General features: G+C 66.4%; 15 protein-coding genes. 7 read left to right on the top strand and 8 right to left on the bottom strand.

The window, feature by feature from the left end:
- Window positions 1-31: 31 nt before the first annotated feature.
- The 4 genes from QPK27_RS20305 to hmgA all read right to left on the bottom strand — a co-directional run bounded on the left by QPK27_RS20305 (window position 32) and on the right by hmgA (window position 5,772).
- Entirely contained in the window at window positions 32-2,107 is a 2,076-nt protein-coding gene (locus QPK27_RS20305) for a bifunctional diguanylate cyclase/phosphodiesterase (protein WP_290419992.1), read from the bottom strand.
- Between the two features lie 22 nt (window positions 2,108-2,129).
- A complete protein-coding gene (locus QPK27_RS20310) occupies window positions 2,130-2,855 on the bottom strand; it encodes an MBL fold metallo-hydrolase (RefSeq protein ID WP_290419993.1) in 726 nt (241 codons plus the stop codon).
- Between the two features lie 166 nt (window positions 2,856-3,021).
- Complete coding sequence (locus tag QPK27_RS20315; RefSeq protein WP_290419994.1) at window positions 3,022-4,347, bottom strand: hemolysin family protein; 1,326 nt, start codon at window positions 4,345-4,347, stop codon at window positions 3,022-3,024.
- A 132-nt stretch (window positions 4,348-4,479) separates the two neighbouring features.
- Entirely contained in the window at window positions 4,480-5,772 is a 1,293-nt protein-coding gene (gene hmgA / locus QPK27_RS20320) for a homogentisate 1,2-dioxygenase (protein WP_290419995.1), read from the bottom strand.
- Window positions 5,773-5,965: 193 nt separating this feature from the next.
- Between hmgA and QPK27_RS20325 the strand changes: the two genes are divergently transcribed.
- From QPK27_RS20325 to QPK27_RS20345, 5 genes are all read left to right on the top strand, one after another.
- On the top strand, window positions 5,966-6,871 hold the full coding sequence (locus tag QPK27_RS20325; RefSeq protein WP_290419996.1) for a LysR family transcriptional regulator: 906 nt from the start codon (window positions 5,966-5,968) through the stop codon (window positions 6,869-6,871).
- Window positions 6,872-6,911: 40 nt separating this feature from the next.
- Complete coding sequence (gene hppD, locus QPK27_RS20330; RefSeq protein ID WP_290419997.1) at window positions 6,912-8,030, top strand: 4-hydroxyphenylpyruvate dioxygenase; 1,119 nt, start codon at window positions 6,912-6,914, stop codon at window positions 8,028-8,030.
- A gap of 251 nt (window positions 8,031-8,281) precedes the next feature.
- Window positions 8,282-8,647, top strand: a complete 366-nt coding sequence (locus QPK27_RS20335; RefSeq protein WP_290419998.1) for a CidA/LrgA family protein — start codon at window positions 8,282-8,284, stop codon at window positions 8,645-8,647.
- Window positions 8,640-9,389 carry an LrgB family protein gene (locus tag QPK27_RS20340; RefSeq protein WP_290419999.1) on the top strand — a complete coding sequence of 250 codons (750 nt, stop codon included), beginning with the start codon at window positions 8,640-8,642 and terminating at the stop codon, window positions 9,387-9,389. The genes QPK27_RS20335 and QPK27_RS20340 overlap by 8 nt, the downstream gene beginning before the upstream one ends.
- 73 nt (window positions 9,390-9,462) lie before the next feature.
- A complete protein-coding gene (locus tag QPK27_RS20345; protein WP_290420000.1) occupies window positions 9,463-10,494 on the top strand; it encodes a patatin-like phospholipase family protein in 1,032 nt (343 codons plus the stop codon).
- A gap of 109 nt (window positions 10,495-10,603) precedes the next feature.
- On the opposite strand, the gene QPK27_RS20350 is transcribed toward QPK27_RS20345, so the two are convergent.
- Window positions 10,604-11,170 (bottom strand): hemerythrin domain-containing protein, encoded by a 567-nt coding sequence (locus QPK27_RS20350; RefSeq protein WP_290420001.1) that lies wholly within the window; start codon window positions 11,168-11,170, stop codon window positions 10,604-10,606.
- Window positions 11,171-11,554: 384 nt separating this feature from the next.
- On the opposite strand from QPK27_RS20350, the gene QPK27_RS20355 reads away from it, so the two are divergent.
- Both QPK27_RS20355 and QPK27_RS20360 read left to right on the top strand, forming a co-directional pair.
- Window positions 11,555-12,556: a manganese catalase family protein gene (locus QPK27_RS20355; RefSeq protein ID WP_290420002.1), complete on the top strand. Its 1,002-nt coding sequence runs from the start codon at window positions 11,555-11,557 to the stop codon at window positions 12,554-12,556.
- Between the two features lie 106 nt (window positions 12,557-12,662).
- On the top strand, window positions 12,663-13,583 hold the full coding sequence (locus QPK27_RS20360) for a ZIP family metal transporter (protein WP_290420003.1): 921 nt from the start codon (window positions 12,663-12,665) through the stop codon (window positions 13,581-13,583).
- A gap of 289 nt (window positions 13,584-13,872) precedes the next feature.
- On the opposite strand, the gene QPK27_RS20365 is transcribed toward QPK27_RS20360, so the two are convergent.
- The 3 genes from QPK27_RS20365 to QPK27_RS20375 form a co-directional block, all read right to left on the bottom strand.
- Complete coding sequence (locus tag QPK27_RS20365) at window positions 13,873-14,967, bottom strand: IS1595 family transposase (protein ID WP_290420004.1); 1,095 nt, start codon at window positions 14,965-14,967, stop codon at window positions 13,873-13,875.
- 131 nt (window positions 14,968-15,098) lie between these two features.
- A complete protein-coding gene (locus tag QPK27_RS20370; protein ID WP_290420005.1) occupies window positions 15,099-15,611 on the bottom strand; it encodes a ferritin-like domain-containing protein in 513 nt (170 codons plus the stop codon).
- A 246-nt stretch (window positions 15,612-15,857) separates the two neighbouring features.
- Window positions 15,858-17,201 carry an MFS transporter gene (locus tag QPK27_RS20375; protein ID WP_290420006.1) on the bottom strand — a complete coding sequence of 448 codons (1,344 nt, stop codon included), beginning with the start codon at window positions 17,199-17,201 and terminating at the stop codon, window positions 15,858-15,860.
- Between the last annotated feature and the right edge of the window lie 135 nt (window positions 17,202-17,336).

Here is a 17,336-nt window from a genome sequence, read left to right on the forward strand (position 1 = left end):
GCATATGTTCGAATGAGTTCCTCGCTAACTGTTAGAACCCTTCGGCCACGGTCGACAGCCCCAGCTTGCGTGCCAGCGCCACGATCGCCTCCACGATCGGCGCCCCGTGCGGATCGGCTTCCACATCCTTGACGAAGGCACGGTCGATCTTGAGCGTCGACAGCGGCAGCCGTTTCAAATACGCCAGCGACGAATAGCCGGTGCCGAAATCGTCGAGCGCGAATTCCAGCCCCAGGGCGCGCAGGGCATACATGCGCTCGGCGGTGATCGCCAGGTCCTCGGCGAACACGCTTTCGGTGATCTCCAGCTGCAGGCGCGCCGGATTGGCGCCGCTCTCGACCAGCACCGCCGCCACCGACTCCAGGAAGCGCGGGTCGCGCAGCTGCTGCACGCTGACGTTCACCGCCAGCTTGATCGAGCCCAGCACCGGATCGTTGGCCCAGCGCGCCAGCGCGGCGCAGCCTTGTTCGATCAGCTGCAGCCCGAGCGCGACGATCAGGCCGGTGTCTTCGAGCAGGCCGATGAATGCGCCCGGCATGCCGAGCGTGCCGTCGTCGCGCCGCCAGCGCACCAGGCCCTCGGCGCCGACCAGTTTGCCGGCGCAGTCGAACTGCGGCTGGCAGTGCAGGACGAACTCGCGCCGCTCCAGAGCCAGGCGCAGTTGCGCTTCGAGCGTGGCGCGCCGTTCGGCTTCGGACTGCATCGCCGGCTCGAAGAAGCGCGCGGTGTTGCGGCCGTCGGCCTTGGCGCGGTACATGGCCAGGTCGGCCTCCATCAACAAGGCCTCGATGCCGGTGCAGTCGCCGTCGAACAGGGTGACGCCGATGCTGGGCGTGCTGCGCGCGCTGTGCGCGCCGAGCTGGAACGGGCGGCCCAGGGTCGCCAGCAGGCGCTCGGCCACGGCCCTGGCGGCGGCGATGGCCTCAATGCGCACCGCGCCCAGGTGTTCGAGCACCACCACGAATTCGTCGCCGCCCAGGCGCGCCACATGGACGTCGCAGCGCATCTCGTCGAACCCTTCGCCGCAGGCGTCGCCCCGTACCGCCTGGCGCAGGCGCTGCGCGACCTGGTGCAGCAACTGGTCGCCCACCGCGTGGCCCATGGTGTCGTTGAGCAGCTTGAAATTATCCAGGTCGATGAACAGCAGCGCGCCGAATTCGCCGCTGTGGGCGCTGTGGGCCAGCGTCTCGGCCAGCTGTTCGGTCAGGTAGCGCCGGTTGGGCAGGCCGGTGAGCGGGTCGAAATAGGCCAGTTCGTGGATGCGCTGGTCGGCCAGCTTGCGTTCGGTGAGGTCGGTATTCAGGCCCGAGATGCGCAGCGCCTTGCCGGCGGCGTCGCGCAGCACGTAGCCGCGCGACAGGATCGGCACCGCGTAGCCGTCGCGGTGGCGCAGGCGAAATTCCACGCTGTAGGTCTGGCGCGGGCCGTCCAGCAGCGACTGTAAAAAGCCGAGCACGCTGGCCAGGTCTTCCGGGTGCGTCATGCGGCGCCAGGCCTCGCTGTCGGGCGCCACTTCGCCAGGGTGGTAGCCGAGCATGTTCCACCAGCGCTCCGAATAATAGATCTCGTCGCCGGCCAGGTCCCAGTCCCAGGGCGCATCGCTCGAACCCTGCACGATCAGGCGCAGGCGTTCTTCGGACTTCTGCAGCGAGCGTTCGGCGTCCTTGAGCGCGGTGCAGTCGGTGAAGCAGACCACCACCTGTTGCAGGCGCCCGTCCGGGGCGAATTCGGGATAGGCGTTGGCCAGCATCCAGCGCACCGGCTGCGCCGCGGCCATGTCGGGCAGGCCGATCACCATGTCGGTGAGCTTGGCGCCGCTGGCCAGCACCTGGTTGACCGGGAATTCGCCGGCCGGCATGACGCTGCCGTCGCCGCGCAGCAGGGTCCAGCGCTCGTCGCTGGCCTCGACGCCGAGCAGCTGCGGCTCGTCCAGCCCGACCAGGGTACAGGCCAGGCGGTTGGCCGAGACGATGCGGCCGTCGGCGCCGTGCACGATGACGCCGGCCGGCAGGTGCTCGAGCAGGCCGTCCAGGCGCCGCTGCAGCTCGGCCGGGCGCACACTGGCACTGGCGCTGGCGGTCTCGGTGCGGTCCTGTAGCGTCGGCATGCTGTGCTGGTTCTGCGGGAGATCAGGCGCGGTGCGACACGACGCCGGGCGCGCCGTCGGGCAGGCCGAGCTGGCGGTTGGCCGGCAGCGCCACGTCCATCAATTTGGGACGCGGCAGGTCGAGTGCCGCCATCAGCGCGATGAAGTCGCCCCGTTCGCGATGCGCCAGGCGCTTGTTGTGGCGCCGCTCCCAGCCGATCGTCGAGACCGACTGGCCGCGGTAGTCGTGGCCTGGCCAGACCCGGGTGGCGTCGTCGAGCGTGAAGAGTTTGCGCGTGACGCTGTCGTACAGGTCGGCCGCGCTGCCGCTCTGGAAATCGGTGCGTCCGCAGCCGTCGATCAGCAAGGTATCGCCGGTGAACAGGTTGCCGCGCCACAGGTAGCACATGCTGCCGGCCGTGTGGCCGGGCGTATGGATCACGGCGATGTGCTCGCGCAGGCCGAAGGTGAGCACGTCGCCGTCCTGCAGCTGCATCTCGGCCGGCGCGATGCCGCAGCCGCTCGGCACGCAGGCCTTGGCGCCGGTGTGCTCGCGCAGCAGGCCGGCCGAGGTGACGTGGTCGGCGTGGGCGTGGGTTTCCAGCACGTGGGTCAGCTGCAGGCCGAGGCGCTCCAGGTGCGCCAGGTCGCGCTCGACGTGGCGGTCGACCGGGTCGATGATGACGGCGTCCCGGCTGTCGGGCGCCGCCAGGATGTAGGTGAAGGTGGACGACTCGGCGTCGAACAGCTGGATCGGATTGACTTGCATGCAGTTGCTCCTCGGTGCGGCCAAAGTTGTACCACAAGTGTGTTTGTGAGGAAAGTACGCAGCCGCCGTTCACATTGTGAACAGGAAATATGTGTGGTTTTGATGCACGGCGCGGGCCGCGTGCGGCCTCCGGCATCGCTTGTTGGTGCGCGCAGCCCGGTGACCGTCAGGCTGCCGGCTGTGCCGGTTCCTGGGCCGCCATTCGCGCCACCAGGATGCGGTCGATGCGGTTGCCGTCCATGTCGACCACCTCGAAACGGAACTCGCCCCACTCGAAGAATTCGGAAGGTTTCGGGATGTAGCCGAGCTGGTAGAGCACGAAGCCGGCCAGCGTGTGATAGGCGCCGTTGTCTTCGTCGGGGAAGCGCAGGCCGCTGCCCATCAGGTCGCGGAAGCGGTCCAGGTCGATGCCGCCGTCGAGCAGCCAGCTGCCGTCCTGACGCTGCACCGCGTCCGGGTCGTGCTCCTCGCCGATCACGGTGACGTCGCCGACCAGGGCGCTCATCACGTCCGACAGCGTGACCATGCCCTGGATGTCGCCGTACTCGTCGACGATCAGGGCCAGTTCGGAACTGTTCTTCTTGAACGATTCGAGCAGCACCATGGCGCTCACCGTCTCCGGCACGTACAGCAGCGGCTGGATGGCGGCGTCGATGTTGACCGCCTCGAGCGAGCCGTGCTTGACCGCCTGGGCCAGCAGGTCGCGCACCGAGATGAAGCCGATGATCTGGGCGCGATCGCCCCGGTACACCGGAAAGCGGCTGTAGGTGTTGTCGGCGACGAGTTCCAGGATCTCGCGGCGGTCGGCGTCTAGGTCGATCAGCACCAGGTCGACCCGCGGCGTCATCAGGGCCTTTAAATGGCGGTCGTCCAGGCGCAGCGCGCGCGAGACGATGTCGTATTCGGTCTTCTCGAACAGGCCGGTGTCGGCGCCTTCCTTGATCATGCCGGTGATGTCTTCCTCGGTCGGCGCTTCTTCCTTGGCTTCGCGGATGCCGAGCAGGCGTACGATGACCTCGGTGCTGAAGGACAGGATCTTGACGAACGGAGCCATGATCTTCGAGAGCAGGCTGAGCGGCGGGGCGATCAGGGTCGCCATCGCATCCGGGTAGCGCATGGCGATGCGCTTGGGCACCAGTTCGCCGAGGACGATGGAGACGAAGGTGATGCCGAGCACGACGATAAATAGCGACACCTGATAGGCGTAGTCGGCGGGAATGCCGATCGCCTCGATCTGCGGCCTCAGGCGCTGCACCAGCGAAGCTTCGCCGAAGGCGCCGGTGAAGATGCCGATCAGGGTAATGCCGACCTGGACGGTGGAAAGGAAGTGGCTGGGACTGTCGGCCAGTGCGATCGCGGTGCGCGCGCCGCGGCTGCCTTCTTCGGCGCGCCGCTCCAGACGCAGGCGCTTGGCGGACACGAGCGCCAGTTCGCTCATCGCGAACACCCCGTTCAGGAGGATGAGAACGAGGATGATCAGTATGTCGGACATAGGTGGATGAAACGGGGCCGCAGCCCGTGCGCCGGTCTATCCGGGCCGTGGCCGGGTACGCCAGGATGGCGTACGGCGCATCATGGCATATCCGACGAAATCACGGTACACGGCACGGTGCGCCAGTACAGCTCAAGGCTGGGGGCGGAAGAACTTGCGGATGCCGGCCCAGCACTGCTGGTAGTCGGCCTGCAGCTGGGGCGAGGCCAGCGCCTGGGCGGTCGGCATCAAGGGGGTGCGGGTCTCGAACATGAAGGCCATCGTGTCCGCCACCTTGTGCGGGCGGCTGGTGTCGGCGGCGCTGGCCTTGTCAAAAGTGGCGGCGTCCGGCCCGTGCCCGCTCATGCAGTTGTGCAGGCTGGCGCCGCCCGGGTTGAAGCCGTCGGCCTTGGCGTCGTAGGCGCCGTGGATCAGGCCCATGAACTCGCTGGCGACGTTGCGATGGAACCAGGGTGGGCGGAAGGTGTCCTCGCCGACCAGCCAGCGCGGCGGGAAGATCACGAAGTCGAGGCTGTCCACGCCCGGCGTGTCCGAAGGCGACTGCAGCACCAGGAAGATCGACGGGTCCGGATGGTCGTAGCTGATCGAGCCGATGGTGTTGAAGTGGCGCAGGTCGTACTTGTAGGGGGCGTAGTTGCCGTGCCAGGCCACCACGTCGAGCGGAGAATGGCCGATCGGTGCGCGCCATAGTCGGCCGCCGAACTTGGCGACCAGCTCGAAGTCGCCTTCCATGTCTTCGTAGGAAGCCACCGGCGTCAGGAAGTCGCGCGGGTTGGCCAGGCCGTTGGAGCCGATCGGCCCCATGTCCGGCAACTGCAGCAGGGCGCCGAAGTTCTCGCAGACGTAGCCGCGCGCCGCGCCATCCGGCAATTGCACCTGGAAGCGGATGCCGCGCGGGATGACGGCGATCTCTTGCGGCTCGACCTCCAGCACACCCAGTTCGGTGGCGATGCGCAGCCGGCCCTGTTGCGGCACGATCAAGAGTTCGCCGTCGGCGTTGTAGAAGTAGCGCCCGTCCATCGAGCGGTTGGCCGCGTACAGGTGGATCGCGCAGCCGTTCATCGCTTCGCTCGAGCCGTTGCCGGCCATGGTGACCCAGCCGTCGACGAAATCGGCCGGCGCGTGCGGCATCGGCAGCGGGCTCCAGCGCAGCTGGTTGGGCGGCGCCGGGGCGTCGAAACGGCCGACGATGCGTCCGCTGTCCATCGCCTCGAAGCTGCCGTGCACCGCGGCCGGGCGGATCCGGTACAGCCACGAGCGCCGGTTGTGGCTGCGCGGGGCGGTGAAGGCGGTGCCCGAGATCTGCTCGGCGTACAGCCCGTACGCCACCTGCTGCGGCGAATTGCGGTGCTGGGGCAGGGCGCCGGGCAGGGCTTCGGTGGCGAATTCGTTGCCGAAGCCGGACTGGTAGCCGGACTGGATCATGCGGAGTTCTCCCTATTCTGTAACGACGGCGATAGTCTGTTGGCGCCACTCTAGAATATCCAATCGTGTTTTACGAGATGAATAGCAAAATGTAGACTATTCATATCATCAATATTGCTGTTCGCTGGACAGGGCGGGCGCGGACAATGCCGTTCGCGCCGCCGATGTCACGGCGCGCCGCCAAGAGAACCCCATGATCGAGCCGCACGCCATCGACCTGAACCTGCTGTCGGTGTTCCAGGAAGTCTACCGGGAGCGCCAGATCTCGTCCGCCGCCCGCCGCCTGGGCCTGTCCCAGTCGGCGGTCAGCAATGCGCTGGCGCGCCTGCGGCGCAGCTTCGGCGACGAGCTGTTCGTGCGCACCGCGAGCGGCATGCAGCCGACCCCGCTGGCGGCGCAGATGGCCGAGCCGATCGGCGCCGCCATGGCGCAGGTGGCGCTGGCGCTGAACCAGCGCAGCCGCTTCGACCCGGCCACCAGCAACCGCCGCTTCAACCTGGCGATGACCGACGTCGGCGAGATCTATTTCATGCCGGCCCTGATCGAGCGCTGCCGCCAGCTGGCGCCGCAGGTGCAGCTCAGTTCGCTGCGGGTGGCGAGTTCGCAGCTGAAGGAAGAGATGGAAGGCGGGCGGGTCGACCTGGCGGTGGGGCCGTTCGAGGACGTGTCCGAGGCGTTATACCAGCGCCAGCTGTTCCGCCAGCCGTTCGTGACCATGTTCCGCAAGGGCCATCCGCTCGGGCGCGGCGCGCTCACGCCGGAGCGCTTCGTGGGCGCCGAGCACCTGCTGGTGGACGCCGCCGACAGTCCGTACGACCGCGTCAACGCGGTGCTGCTGCGCGCCGGCGTGAAGGCCGACAGCCGCTTCCGGGTGCCGCATTTCACCGCCGTGCCCTACATCGTCGGCAGCAGCGACCTGGTGGTGACGGTGCCGCAAAAGCTGGCCGAGCGCGCGGCGGCGCCGTTCGGCCTGGAGTGGGTGGCGCCGCCGCTCGACCTGCCGCCGCTGCAGACGCATATTTTCTGGCATCGCCGCTTCAACCAGGATCCGGGCAGCGCCTGGCTGCGCGGCCTGCTGGCCGACGTGTTCGCCGAATGAACGACAGTTACATTACAACCGAGAATAGAGGAAGACGATAATGGCAGACCTGTTTGACAATCCCATGGGCCTGATGGGCTTCGAGTTCGTCGAGTTCGCCTCGCCCGTGCCGGGCTTGCTGGAAGACGTGTTCACCAGGCTGGGCTTCACCAAGGTGGCGACCCACCGCTCGAAAGACGTGGCGCTGTTCCGCCAGGGCGGCATCAACTTCATCGTCAACAACGAGCCGAAAAGCCACGCGGCCTATTTCGCCGCCGAGCACGGCCCGTCGGCCTGCGGCATGGCGTTCCGCGTGCGCGACGCGCACCAGGCCTACGCCCGTGCGCTCGAGCTGGGCGCGCAGGCGGTCGAGATCCCGACCGGCCCGATGGAGTTGCGCCTGCCGGCGATCAAGGGCATCGGCGGCGCGCCGCTGTACCTGATCGACCGCTTTGACGAAGGCGACACGACCGGCAAGTCGATCTATGACATCGACTTCGAATTCATCGAGGGCGTCGAGCGCCATCCGAAAGGCCACGGGCTGTCGATCATCGACCACCTGACCCACAACGTCTACCGCGGCCGCATGAGCTACTGGGCCGGCTTCTACGAGAAGCTGTTCAACTTCCGCGAGATCCGCTACTTCGACATCACCGGCGAATACACCGGCCTGACCTCGAAGGCGATGACGGCGCCGGACGGCATGATCCGGATTCCGCTGAATGAAGAAGGCAAGGCCGGCGGCGGCCAGATCGAAGAATTCCTGATGCAGTTCAACGGCGAAGGCATCCAGCACATCGCGCTGCTGACCGACGACCTGATCCAGACCGTGGACGGCTTGCGCGCGGCCGGCGTGCCCTTGATGAGCGCGCCGCCGGAGACCTATTACGAGATGCTGGACGAGCGCATTCCGGGTCACGGCCAGGATGCCGCCGCGCTCAAGGCGCGCGGGCTGCTGCTGGACGGCTCGGTCAAAGACGGCAGCGCGCGCCTGCTGGTGCAGATCTTCGGCGAGGCGCAGCTGGGGCCGGTGTTCTTCGAGTTCATCCAGCGCAAGGGCGACGACGGCTTCGGCGAAGGCAACTTCAAGGCGCTGTTCGAGTCGATCGAGCGCGACCAGCTCAAGCGTGGGGCGATTCCGGGCGCGGCGAACGCGGCGCCGGCGGCGGCCGAAGCCTGATTTTGCCGAATTTGCTATCCTGACGGTTTTCCAGCGCCGGTTGGACGCGTCGGCGGCCCAGCCGCCAACCCTACGGGAGAGCAAATACGTTTTCCCTTCCCGTAATTCCAAGAGTTGCGGTTCGTAGGGTTGGCGGCTCCGCCGCCGACGCGTTCCGCAACTCCATGAATTACAGATGGCGTCAGGGTGGCACGCTGACGTTTTCTGCAATCGGATGAGTTGCAATTCGCGCGCACTGTTCAGGAGAAGTCATGCTGGCTGCGTTTGCGGTCCTGTTGTTGTTCCAATGCCTGGGCGAGGCCGTGGTCTTTGTGCTGCGCCTGCCCATTCCCGGCCCGGTGGCCGGCATGCTGCTGCTGAGTAGCGCGCTGATCGCGCTGCCGAAACTGCAGGCGCTGGTCGAGTCCGCCGCCAACACGCTGCTGTCGCACCTGTCGCTGCTGTTCGTGCCGGCCGGCGTCGGCATCATCGTCGCCGCCGCCAGCGGCAGCGGCCACTGGCTGGCGATGCTGGTCTCGGTGGCGGTCAGCACCATCCTGGCCCTGGCCGTGACCGGCCTGATCCTGCGCGGCATTGGCGGCGCAGACGAGGCCAAGGCGAAGGATGGCGATGCTTGACCTGAGCAAGCTTGGTCCGGATTTCAGCCACTTCTGGGTTTATCTCTCCGCTTCACCACTGCTCGGCCTGACCATGACGCTGTGCGCCTACCTGGCGGCGCAGTGGATCTTTGTGCGCTGCAAGGGTTCGCCGCTGGCCAATCCGGTGGCGATCTCGATCGTGCTGATCGGCGCCGTGCTGTGGCTGTCCGGCATGTCGTACCAGCGCTACTTCGCCGGCGCCCAGTTCGTGCACTTCCTGCTGGGGCCGGCCACGGTGGCGCTGGCGGTGCCGCTGGTGCGCCAGCTGCCACGCCTGCGCCGCTCGTGGCTGCCCTTGACGCTGGCGCTACTGGCCGGCTGCGTGACGGCGATCGTGTCGGCGGTGGCGCTTGCCGCCTGGCTGGGCGCGACGCCGCAGCTGGCCGCCACGCTGGGCCCGAAGTCGGCCACCTCGCCGATCGCCATGGCGGTCTCCGAGCGCCTGGGCGGCATTCCGGCGCTGACGGCGGCGCTGGTGATCGGCACCGGGATTTTCGGCGCCATCGTCTCGCGTTACGTGTTCGAGCTGCTGCGCATCCGCCACGACGCCGCGCGCGGCTTCGCCCTCGGCCTGGCTGCGCACGGCGTCGGCACCGCGCGCGCCTTCCAGCTCAGCCCCGAAATGGGCGCCTTCGCCGGCCTGGCGATGGGACTCAATGGGGCGCTGACGGCGCTGTTCGCGCCGTGGCTGGTGCCGCTGGTGCTGGCCTGGACCGCGTAACCTCCTGAATTGTGCGCTGCGACATAAAACGGCATCTCCGGGTAGGCTGAGGCCATCTACCCAAGGAGTTACCGTGACCACGTTCAAGACAATCAGCCTTGCCCTGCAGGGCGGGGGAACCTACGGCGCCTTTGGCTGGGGCGTGCTGGACCGGCTGCTGCAGCAGGACGACCTGGCGCTCGACGCCCTGAGCGGCTCGAGCGCCGGCGCCATCAACGCGGTGGTGGTGGCCGACGGCTACGCCCGCGGCGGCGGGCGCGCGGGCGCGCGCAAGGCGCTCGACAAGTTCTGGCGCGCGCTCGGCAGCACCGCCACCCTGAGTCCGCTACAGCGCACGCCGCTCGACCGCATGGCGCCGACCTTCACCATGGAATTCTCGCCGGTCTACCACCTGCTGGAACTGGCCGGTGCGCTGGCCGGGCCGGTGCGCGAGGGGCCGGTGACGCTCAATCCGCTTCGCCATTTTCTCTCTGCCACCATCGACTTCGAACGCGTGCGCGACTGCGAAGAGCTGCAGCTGATCATCGCGGCCACCAATGTCCGTACCGGCATGGGCAAGCTGTTCCGGCGCGAAGAGATGGACGTGCAGCGCCTGGTCGCCTCGGCCTGCCTGCCGACCGTGTTCGCGGCGGTCGAGGTCGAGGGCGAGATGTACTGGGACGGCAGCTACGTCGCCAATCCGCCGCTGGCGCCGCTGCTGGAACATTCGGCTGCGGGCGACCTGATCATCGTCCAGAACAACCCGATCGCGCGCAGCGACATGCCGCGCACCATGGCCGACATCGCCAACCGGGCCAACGAGATTGCGTTCAACATCAGTTTCATTCGCGAGGTGAGCGCGCTGCAGTACCTGAACGGGGTGCCGGAAGAAAGCCGCGGGGCGGGGATGATGCCGAACACGATGCGGCTGCACCTGATCAGCGGCAACGAGCAGCTGCAGGACCACGGGATTTCGGCCAAGTTCAATGCGGAGATGCCGTTCTTGCAGATGCTGCACGACCAGGGCTTTGCGGCAGCGGATCGCTGGCTGAAGGAGCAGGGCGGGAATGTCGGGGTGAAGTCGACGCTGGATATTCAGCCGGTGTTTTTTGCGGACCAGCGGTAAGTGCTTGTCCGCGATAAATCTCGATACCGCGATCCGTAAAGCTGTCATTCCCGGACGCCTGGTCCGGGAATGACGCTCTTGAGGGTGCGCGATCAACGCGCACGTGGCATTACACCGACGCCGGTTTCGACTTCCACGTCTCCTTCTTCGGCACCAGCGCAAACGCCGCCAGCAGCGCCCCGGCTGCGCCCACCACCATCGCGGCGGTGCTGCCCGAGAACCCCACCACGTGTTCCTTGGCCACTTTGCCGGCCTTCGGTCCCAGCAGTTGCATGCGGCGCACGTTCATGTCGGCGCCCATCTCGGACAGGCGCTGCTTGCCCAGGATCGCTTCGGCCTGCGGCAGCAGCGTGGTTTCTTCGTCGGCCACGTGGTGGATCACGTCGCGCATCAGTTCCATCACCAGGTCGTCATGGCGCGGGTCGGCGCCGCTGGTGCGGCGCAGCTCGGCGATGATGCGGCGCATTTCATCGTGCTCGGGCTCGGCTTCGTGGATGAACGGCTCCTTGGCGTCGCGCTGGCGCATCACCGGATAGAAGATTTCTTCTTCCAGCGTGGCGTGGATCTCGAGCGCGTCGCAGATGGTGTCGGCCAGCGCCTTCTTGACGCGCGGGCTCTTGTCCTTGGAATACTGGTGGAAGGTCACCATCACGTGCGAGTGATCGAAACGGATCATGTCGGTAATGGTTGGGCTCAGTTGTTTCAGGTTAAACATGGTAATACCCCCGTTCGTGGTTGTTTGACCAACATGGTAGTGCGCGCCGGCTCGGCTTTACTGTAGGACGCCGTGCCGGGCGGCTGTCAGCGAAGATCGTCCTGTGCCGCGTATCTGGGATGGCACTTCCGATAAAAGGGTTATTGCCATTTTGAATTGTTAACTTGGCATAGCAGATTGTCACTTTAGTCCTACAAGCGCACGGCGCAAGCTCCTGATGACTAGTCATCGTCCTACTGCCAACATGGACTCATCGAGCTGCCGTTCCCGGCGGTAGCTACCTCGCAGGCAGTGAGCGCTTGACGCGTCACGCCTGGATAACCAACCAAATCGGAGAACCCTGTCATGTTTGCACACAACAAGCGGTTGCAATACACAGTCCGTGTCGCCGGGCCCAATCCGGCCCTCGCGAACCTGATGCTGGAACAGTTCGGTGGGCCGCAAGGCGAGCTTGCCGCCGCCATGCGCTACTTCACCCAGGCCGTATCGGAAGACGATCCAGGCCGCAAGGACATGCTGTTCGACATCGCGACCGAAGAGCTGAGCCACCTGGAAGTCATCGGCCACATCATTGCCATGCTGAACAAGGGCGCAAAGGGCCGCCTGGCCGAAGCGGTGGACACCGAAGCCGAGATGTACAAGTCGATCACCGGCCCCGGCAACGACAGCCACATCACGCAAGTGCTGTACGGGGCCGGCACTCCACTGATCAATTCGGCCGGCGTGCCGTGGACCGCCGCCTATATCGACTCGATCACCGAGCCGACCGCCGACCTGCGTTCCAACATCGCCGCCGAGGCGCGCGCCAAGATCGTCTATGAGCGCCTGATCGCGCTGACCGACGATCCGGGCGTGAAAGAAGCGCTGGGCTTCCTGATGACGCGCGAAGTGGCGCACATGAAATCGTTCGAGAAAGCGCTGTACTCGATGGAGCCGAACTTCCCGCCAGGCAAAATGCCGGTGGACCCGCGCTTCGCCAGCGTCTACTTCAACATGTCGCAGGGCCCGGGCGAAATGCGCGGCCCGTGGAACCAGGGCGGCGACTGGGACTTCGTCAGCGACCGCGAGAAGCAGATGGCGGTCGACGGCGGTTCGGGCGAGGCCGAAGTGGCCCTGCCGGACGGCGACATCGACGTGCTGAAACAGATGGCGATGCGCACGATGTCGGATCCGAACGCCACCCCGCGCACCGGCTCGGAATTGGGCATGTTGCAATCGGCGACTGGTGGTACGATGGGTGCTTCCAGCGGCAATGCGATGGGCGACGCCAACGTCGGTTCGAAGGGCGGTCCGCTCGACGATACCGGCCTGGGCAACCCGATGGGCAGCGGCAAGCCATTCAAGTGATGGTCCGCTGAACCGATAGTGGTTCTACCGTGGCTTCGGCCACGTTGCCGCGCCGAAGGCGTCGCCATCCTCGCGGCCCCGGCGCGGCGTTCGCACAGGGATTTGCATGAATTTTCGTACAGATAAAGCCGACGATACCCGTGTGGCCTCGCGCTTCGCGCCCAGCTGGCTGACCCCGCGCCGCGCACTCGGCTTCGGCATCTGCGCGGTCGGATTCCTGGTCCTGCTCGGCAGCATGGTCGAGCAACTCATGAACGCCAATCCCAAGATGATGGCGGCCCTGATGGGCGGCGCCACGGCGGCCGCGGCCACCGCGCTCGGCACCTTGCCGGTGTTGTTCGCACAGAATTTCACGAAGCGCACCTATGATTGCTTCCTCGGTTTCGGCGCCGGCGTCATGCTGGGCGCCACCGCCTTCTCGCTGGTAATCCCGGCCCTGGCGGCAGCCAAGGCCTCCGGCGCCGGCAACTGGGAAGCGAGCCTGATGGCAGGCGCCGGCATCATGGCCGGCGCCGGCGCCATCCTGCTGCTCGGCCGCGCGGTGCGCACCGAGGGCATCCTGACCTCCGAAGAAGAGAACAAATCGCTGCGCCGCGCCTGGCTGTTCGTGTGGGCGGTGGCGCTGCACAACCTGCCCGAAGGCCTGGCCATCGGCGTCGCCTACGCCGGCATCGACGTCGAGAAGGCGACCTCGCTCGCCACCGGCGTGTCGATCCAGGACGTGCCGGAAGGCCTGGTGGTGGCGCTGGCCCTGCACACGGTCGGCTACAGCCGCCTGACCGCGGTCGCGATGGGCGTGATGTCGGGCCTGATCGAGCCGATCGCGGCCGTGTTCGGCGTGGCGCTGATCGGCATCTCGGCCGGCCTGCTGCCGTTCGCCCTGGCCGCCGCCGCCGGCGCCATGCTGCTGGTGATCGTGCACGACGTGATTCCCGAGTCGCAGCAGGCCGGCAACGGCACCCAGGCCAGTATCGCGCTGGTGGCGGGGTTCATCCTGATGACGGTGCTGGATACGGCATTGTCCTGAACCCGGGTGCAGGGCTGGATTGACGAACGGCGCCGCGAGGCGCCGTTTTCGTTGGTGCGCGGGCTGGATGCCTGGGCGTTGCCAGCGAGCACAAAGCCATTCTGCGAGCGTCGTACCAGCTTGCTGACCGTCACATCGAAGTTGACGCTCTCAAACGCCCGCAGCGCCAGCTCGCCGCGCGCGTCCGGCGCTGCGATGTGGCCTGTTGGCTTCCAGCAGCGCGCTAATGGCCGTGCCGTGTGACGGGAATTGACAGCCGCGAGGGCGCCCGACAAAAAAAATGGCGCTGTCACCGTAAGCTATTGATGGGTTTGATTGCGATACAGAGCAATTGTTCAGCAGAAGCAATACGCTGACCATCGAGCGCCCGGCGCCATCCCAGGTAATTGGGCAGGTAACGCGACGCGACGCCGTGAAAGCGGGCAATCCATTCGCGCAGGCGCTGGTGGTAGGCATTGACGTTTTGCACGTGGATCGCGCCCGCGCTGGCGGCGCGTACCCGCTCGCCGGCACGCAGGTTGACCGCTTGATGCGCGATGCCGTGCTTGCGCGCCAGACTGCGGTAGGTGGCATTGGCGTCCGTCACCAGCAGCGCCTGACGCTCGAGCAGCGGCAGCAGGTGGCGCTCGGCCTGCCGCAGTGTCAAGGGCCCGCGTCCGGTAACGGCATCGGCGGTCTGGCCGGCACGGTCGCGCATGACCAGGATGCAGTCGAGCTCGCGCGAGATGCCGCGCTTGTGCGCCGCGCCCCCGCGCTTGCGTGCCGGCCGGTCGAGCTGGCGCGACCCTTTTTGCGATTCGAGCATGAACATTTCGTCGGCCTCGACGATGCCGCATAGCCGCCGCGGCCGGTCGTCCTTGACCCGCTGCAGAAAGCGGTGGCGCCAGCGAAACGCCGTGTTGCGGTGCACGCCGGCCTGGTCGGCCGCGCCGCGTACCGGCTTCGATGCCAGCAGCGCCTGCAGGTAATCGGCCCATTTTTCGCGCAGGCGCAGGCGTGCCAGCGGCGTGGCGGTCAAGTCGTCGAAGGTACGGCCGCAGTCGCNCGCGCCGCGTACCGGCTTCGATGCCAGCAGCGCCTGCAGGTAATCGGCCCATTTTTCGCGCAGGCGCAGGCGTGCCAGCGGCGTGGCGGTCAAGTCGTCGAAGGTACGGCCGCAGTCGCGGCAACGATAGCGCTGCAGGTTGTTGGCGTGGCCATGCCGCTGCCAGTGCACGCTCTGGCAGCGTGGGCAGCGACGATCGGCCGACCTGACCTGCTCGATGAGTGCGACGATGTGCGCCAGGCCGGCCGCCGGCCGCAGCGCGTGCAATACCCGCAGGCGCTGCGGCTGGTTGAGCGCGGGCAAACGCGCGAACCACTTCTTGAAACCGGGGGCTTTCATGCGCGCTCCGTCTCAGTGTCGATACGGATTGGACCGCGAGGCAGCTCGACAGTTCAGTGCTCATCCACAGCTAACGGTGACAGCGCCAAAAAAATGGCCCCGCAGGGCCACTTGACTGGATCGGGCAAAGCTTAGACTTTGGCTTCCACGCCCGGCGTCGCCGAACGCGCCAGGAAGGCCTGGGTGACTTGCGGCAGGTGCTCCAGCAGCCACGCGGCCATCGCCTTTTCCTGCACCAGGATCTGTTCCAGCGAGGCGGCGGTGGCGCTGTCGCCCACGGCCTTTGCAGCGGCGATCAGCGAGGTGTAGCTGGCGATTTCCAGGTTCTCGAAGACGTAGCCGGCCATCGCGCCCTTGACCACCTCGTCGCTGGTCATCATGCCGCCGACGCCCTGGCCGAAGGCGGCCAGTTTGCCGCCCAGGTCCTTCAGCACCGAGTTGCTGACGCCGCGGCGCGCCAGGATCTCGTCCAGGATGCTTTGCTGGCCACGGGTTTCCTCGATGTGCTGGACGATGCGGGCGCGCAGGTCCGGATAGTGTTCGAGGCGCTCGGCCTGGGCCTTGAGCATGGTTTCGGCTTGCTGTTCCATCGCGTGCGCGTCGCGCAGCCAGTCGTTCAGGTTGTCATTTGCAGAAGTCGACATGTTTCCTCCGTCAGGTTGGTTGGTGATGAACGCAGCAGGAGCGGGCGGCAGCAGCAGTGCCATGCCGTGCCCGGGCGAGTGCGCTTCCTGGTACTACCTTCGCAGACTTCGGGCTCGACGTTTGTTAAGTGATACACACTGGTGCGTAATAAGTCCCGAAGCAGGCGAGGCACGAAGTCGACGCCTAGCGCACGCTGGAAAAAAAATGGCCCCGAAGGGCCATTTTCATGAACACATGCAGATTGCTTACTCGCGAATCTCCAGCTTGCGGTTCAGGCTCAGCGCCGCCAGCGAGGCGACCGCACCCGACAGCAGGTACAGGCTGACATAACCCAGGCCGAAGTGCGCCGACAGGCCCAGTGCCACCACCGGGGCGAAGGCCGCGCCGACCAGCCAGGCCAGGTCCGAGGTCAGCGCCGCGCCGGTATAGCGGAACTGCTTCTGGAAGTTCGAGGTCGTGGCGCCGGCGGCCTGGCCGTACGACAGGCCGAGCAGGGCGAAGCCGATCAGGATGAAGGTGTTCTGGCCGGCGGTGCCGCCGTCGAGCAGGGTCGGAACGAAGGCCGAGAACAGCGCGATCAGGGCCGCCAGCGTGCCCAGCGTGGTGCGGCGGCCGACCTTGTCGGCGATCACGCCGGAAGCGAGCATGGCGACCATGGCCAGGCCTGCGCCCCACAGCTGGATGTGCAGGAAGTCTTCGATCGGACGGGTGTCGTACAGCTGGATCCACGACAGCGGGAACACCGTGATCAGGTGGAACAGGGCGTAGCTGGCCAGTGCGGCCATGGCGCCGATGACGATATTCGTGCCTTGCTTGCTCACCAGTTCGCCGACCGGGGCCGGATCGAAATGGTGATCGTCCAGCAGTTTCGCGTACTCGGTGGTCGAGATGATGCGCATGCGGGCGAACAGGCCGACCACGTTGATGGCGAAGGCGACGAAGAACGGGAAGCGCCAGCCCCAGGTCAGGAACTCTTCCTGGGTCAGGTTGGCGGTGAGGAAGGCGAACACGCCGCCCGCGATCAGGAAGCCGAGCGGCGCGCTCAGCTGGCCGAGCATCGCGTACCAGCCGCGCTTGCCTTCAGGGGCCGACAGCGCCAGCAGCGACGGCAGGCCGTCCCACGAGCCGCCTTGCGCCACGCCTTGCGCGATGCGCAGCAGGGCCAGCACGACGATGGCGGTGGCGCCGATTTCGGCATAGGTCGGGATCAGCGCGATGGCCACGGTGCTGGTGCCCATCATGAACAGGGCGATCAGCAGTTTCATGTCGCGGCTCCAGCGTTTCTGGATCGCCATGAAGATCACGGTCCCAAGCGGGCGCGCTACAAATGCCAACGCGAATATCGTAAACGAATACAGGGTCGCGTCAAGACGATCGGCCCAGGGGAAGAAGATCGACGGGAACACCAGGGCCGAAGCGATGGCATACACGAAGAATTCGAAGTATTCGGCCGAACGGCCGACCACCACACCGACGGCGATGTCACCTGGGGAAACGTGCGCGTCGCGGGCGTTGATGTTGCGGGCCCCGCTGTTCGGGCTTGTGATTGGAGCGGCCCCTGCGCCGCCGTATGTTGTCGTGCTTTGCATATATGTTCTCCAAGTGGTGTTCACGGTCGCTGGTTTGGTTCAAACCGTTGTTAAAATTGCACTAGAGCAAAGGGTGGGACAAACTGTCCAATGTTCTTCGGCGACCGTTGACGCTAAAGTAGCATGTTCTCATTC

The sequence above is a fragment of the Massilia sp. YIM B02443 genome, from assembly GCF_030411955.1.
Classification (GTDB): domain Bacteria; phylum Pseudomonadota; class Gammaproteobacteria; order Burkholderiales; family Burkholderiaceae_D; genus Telluria.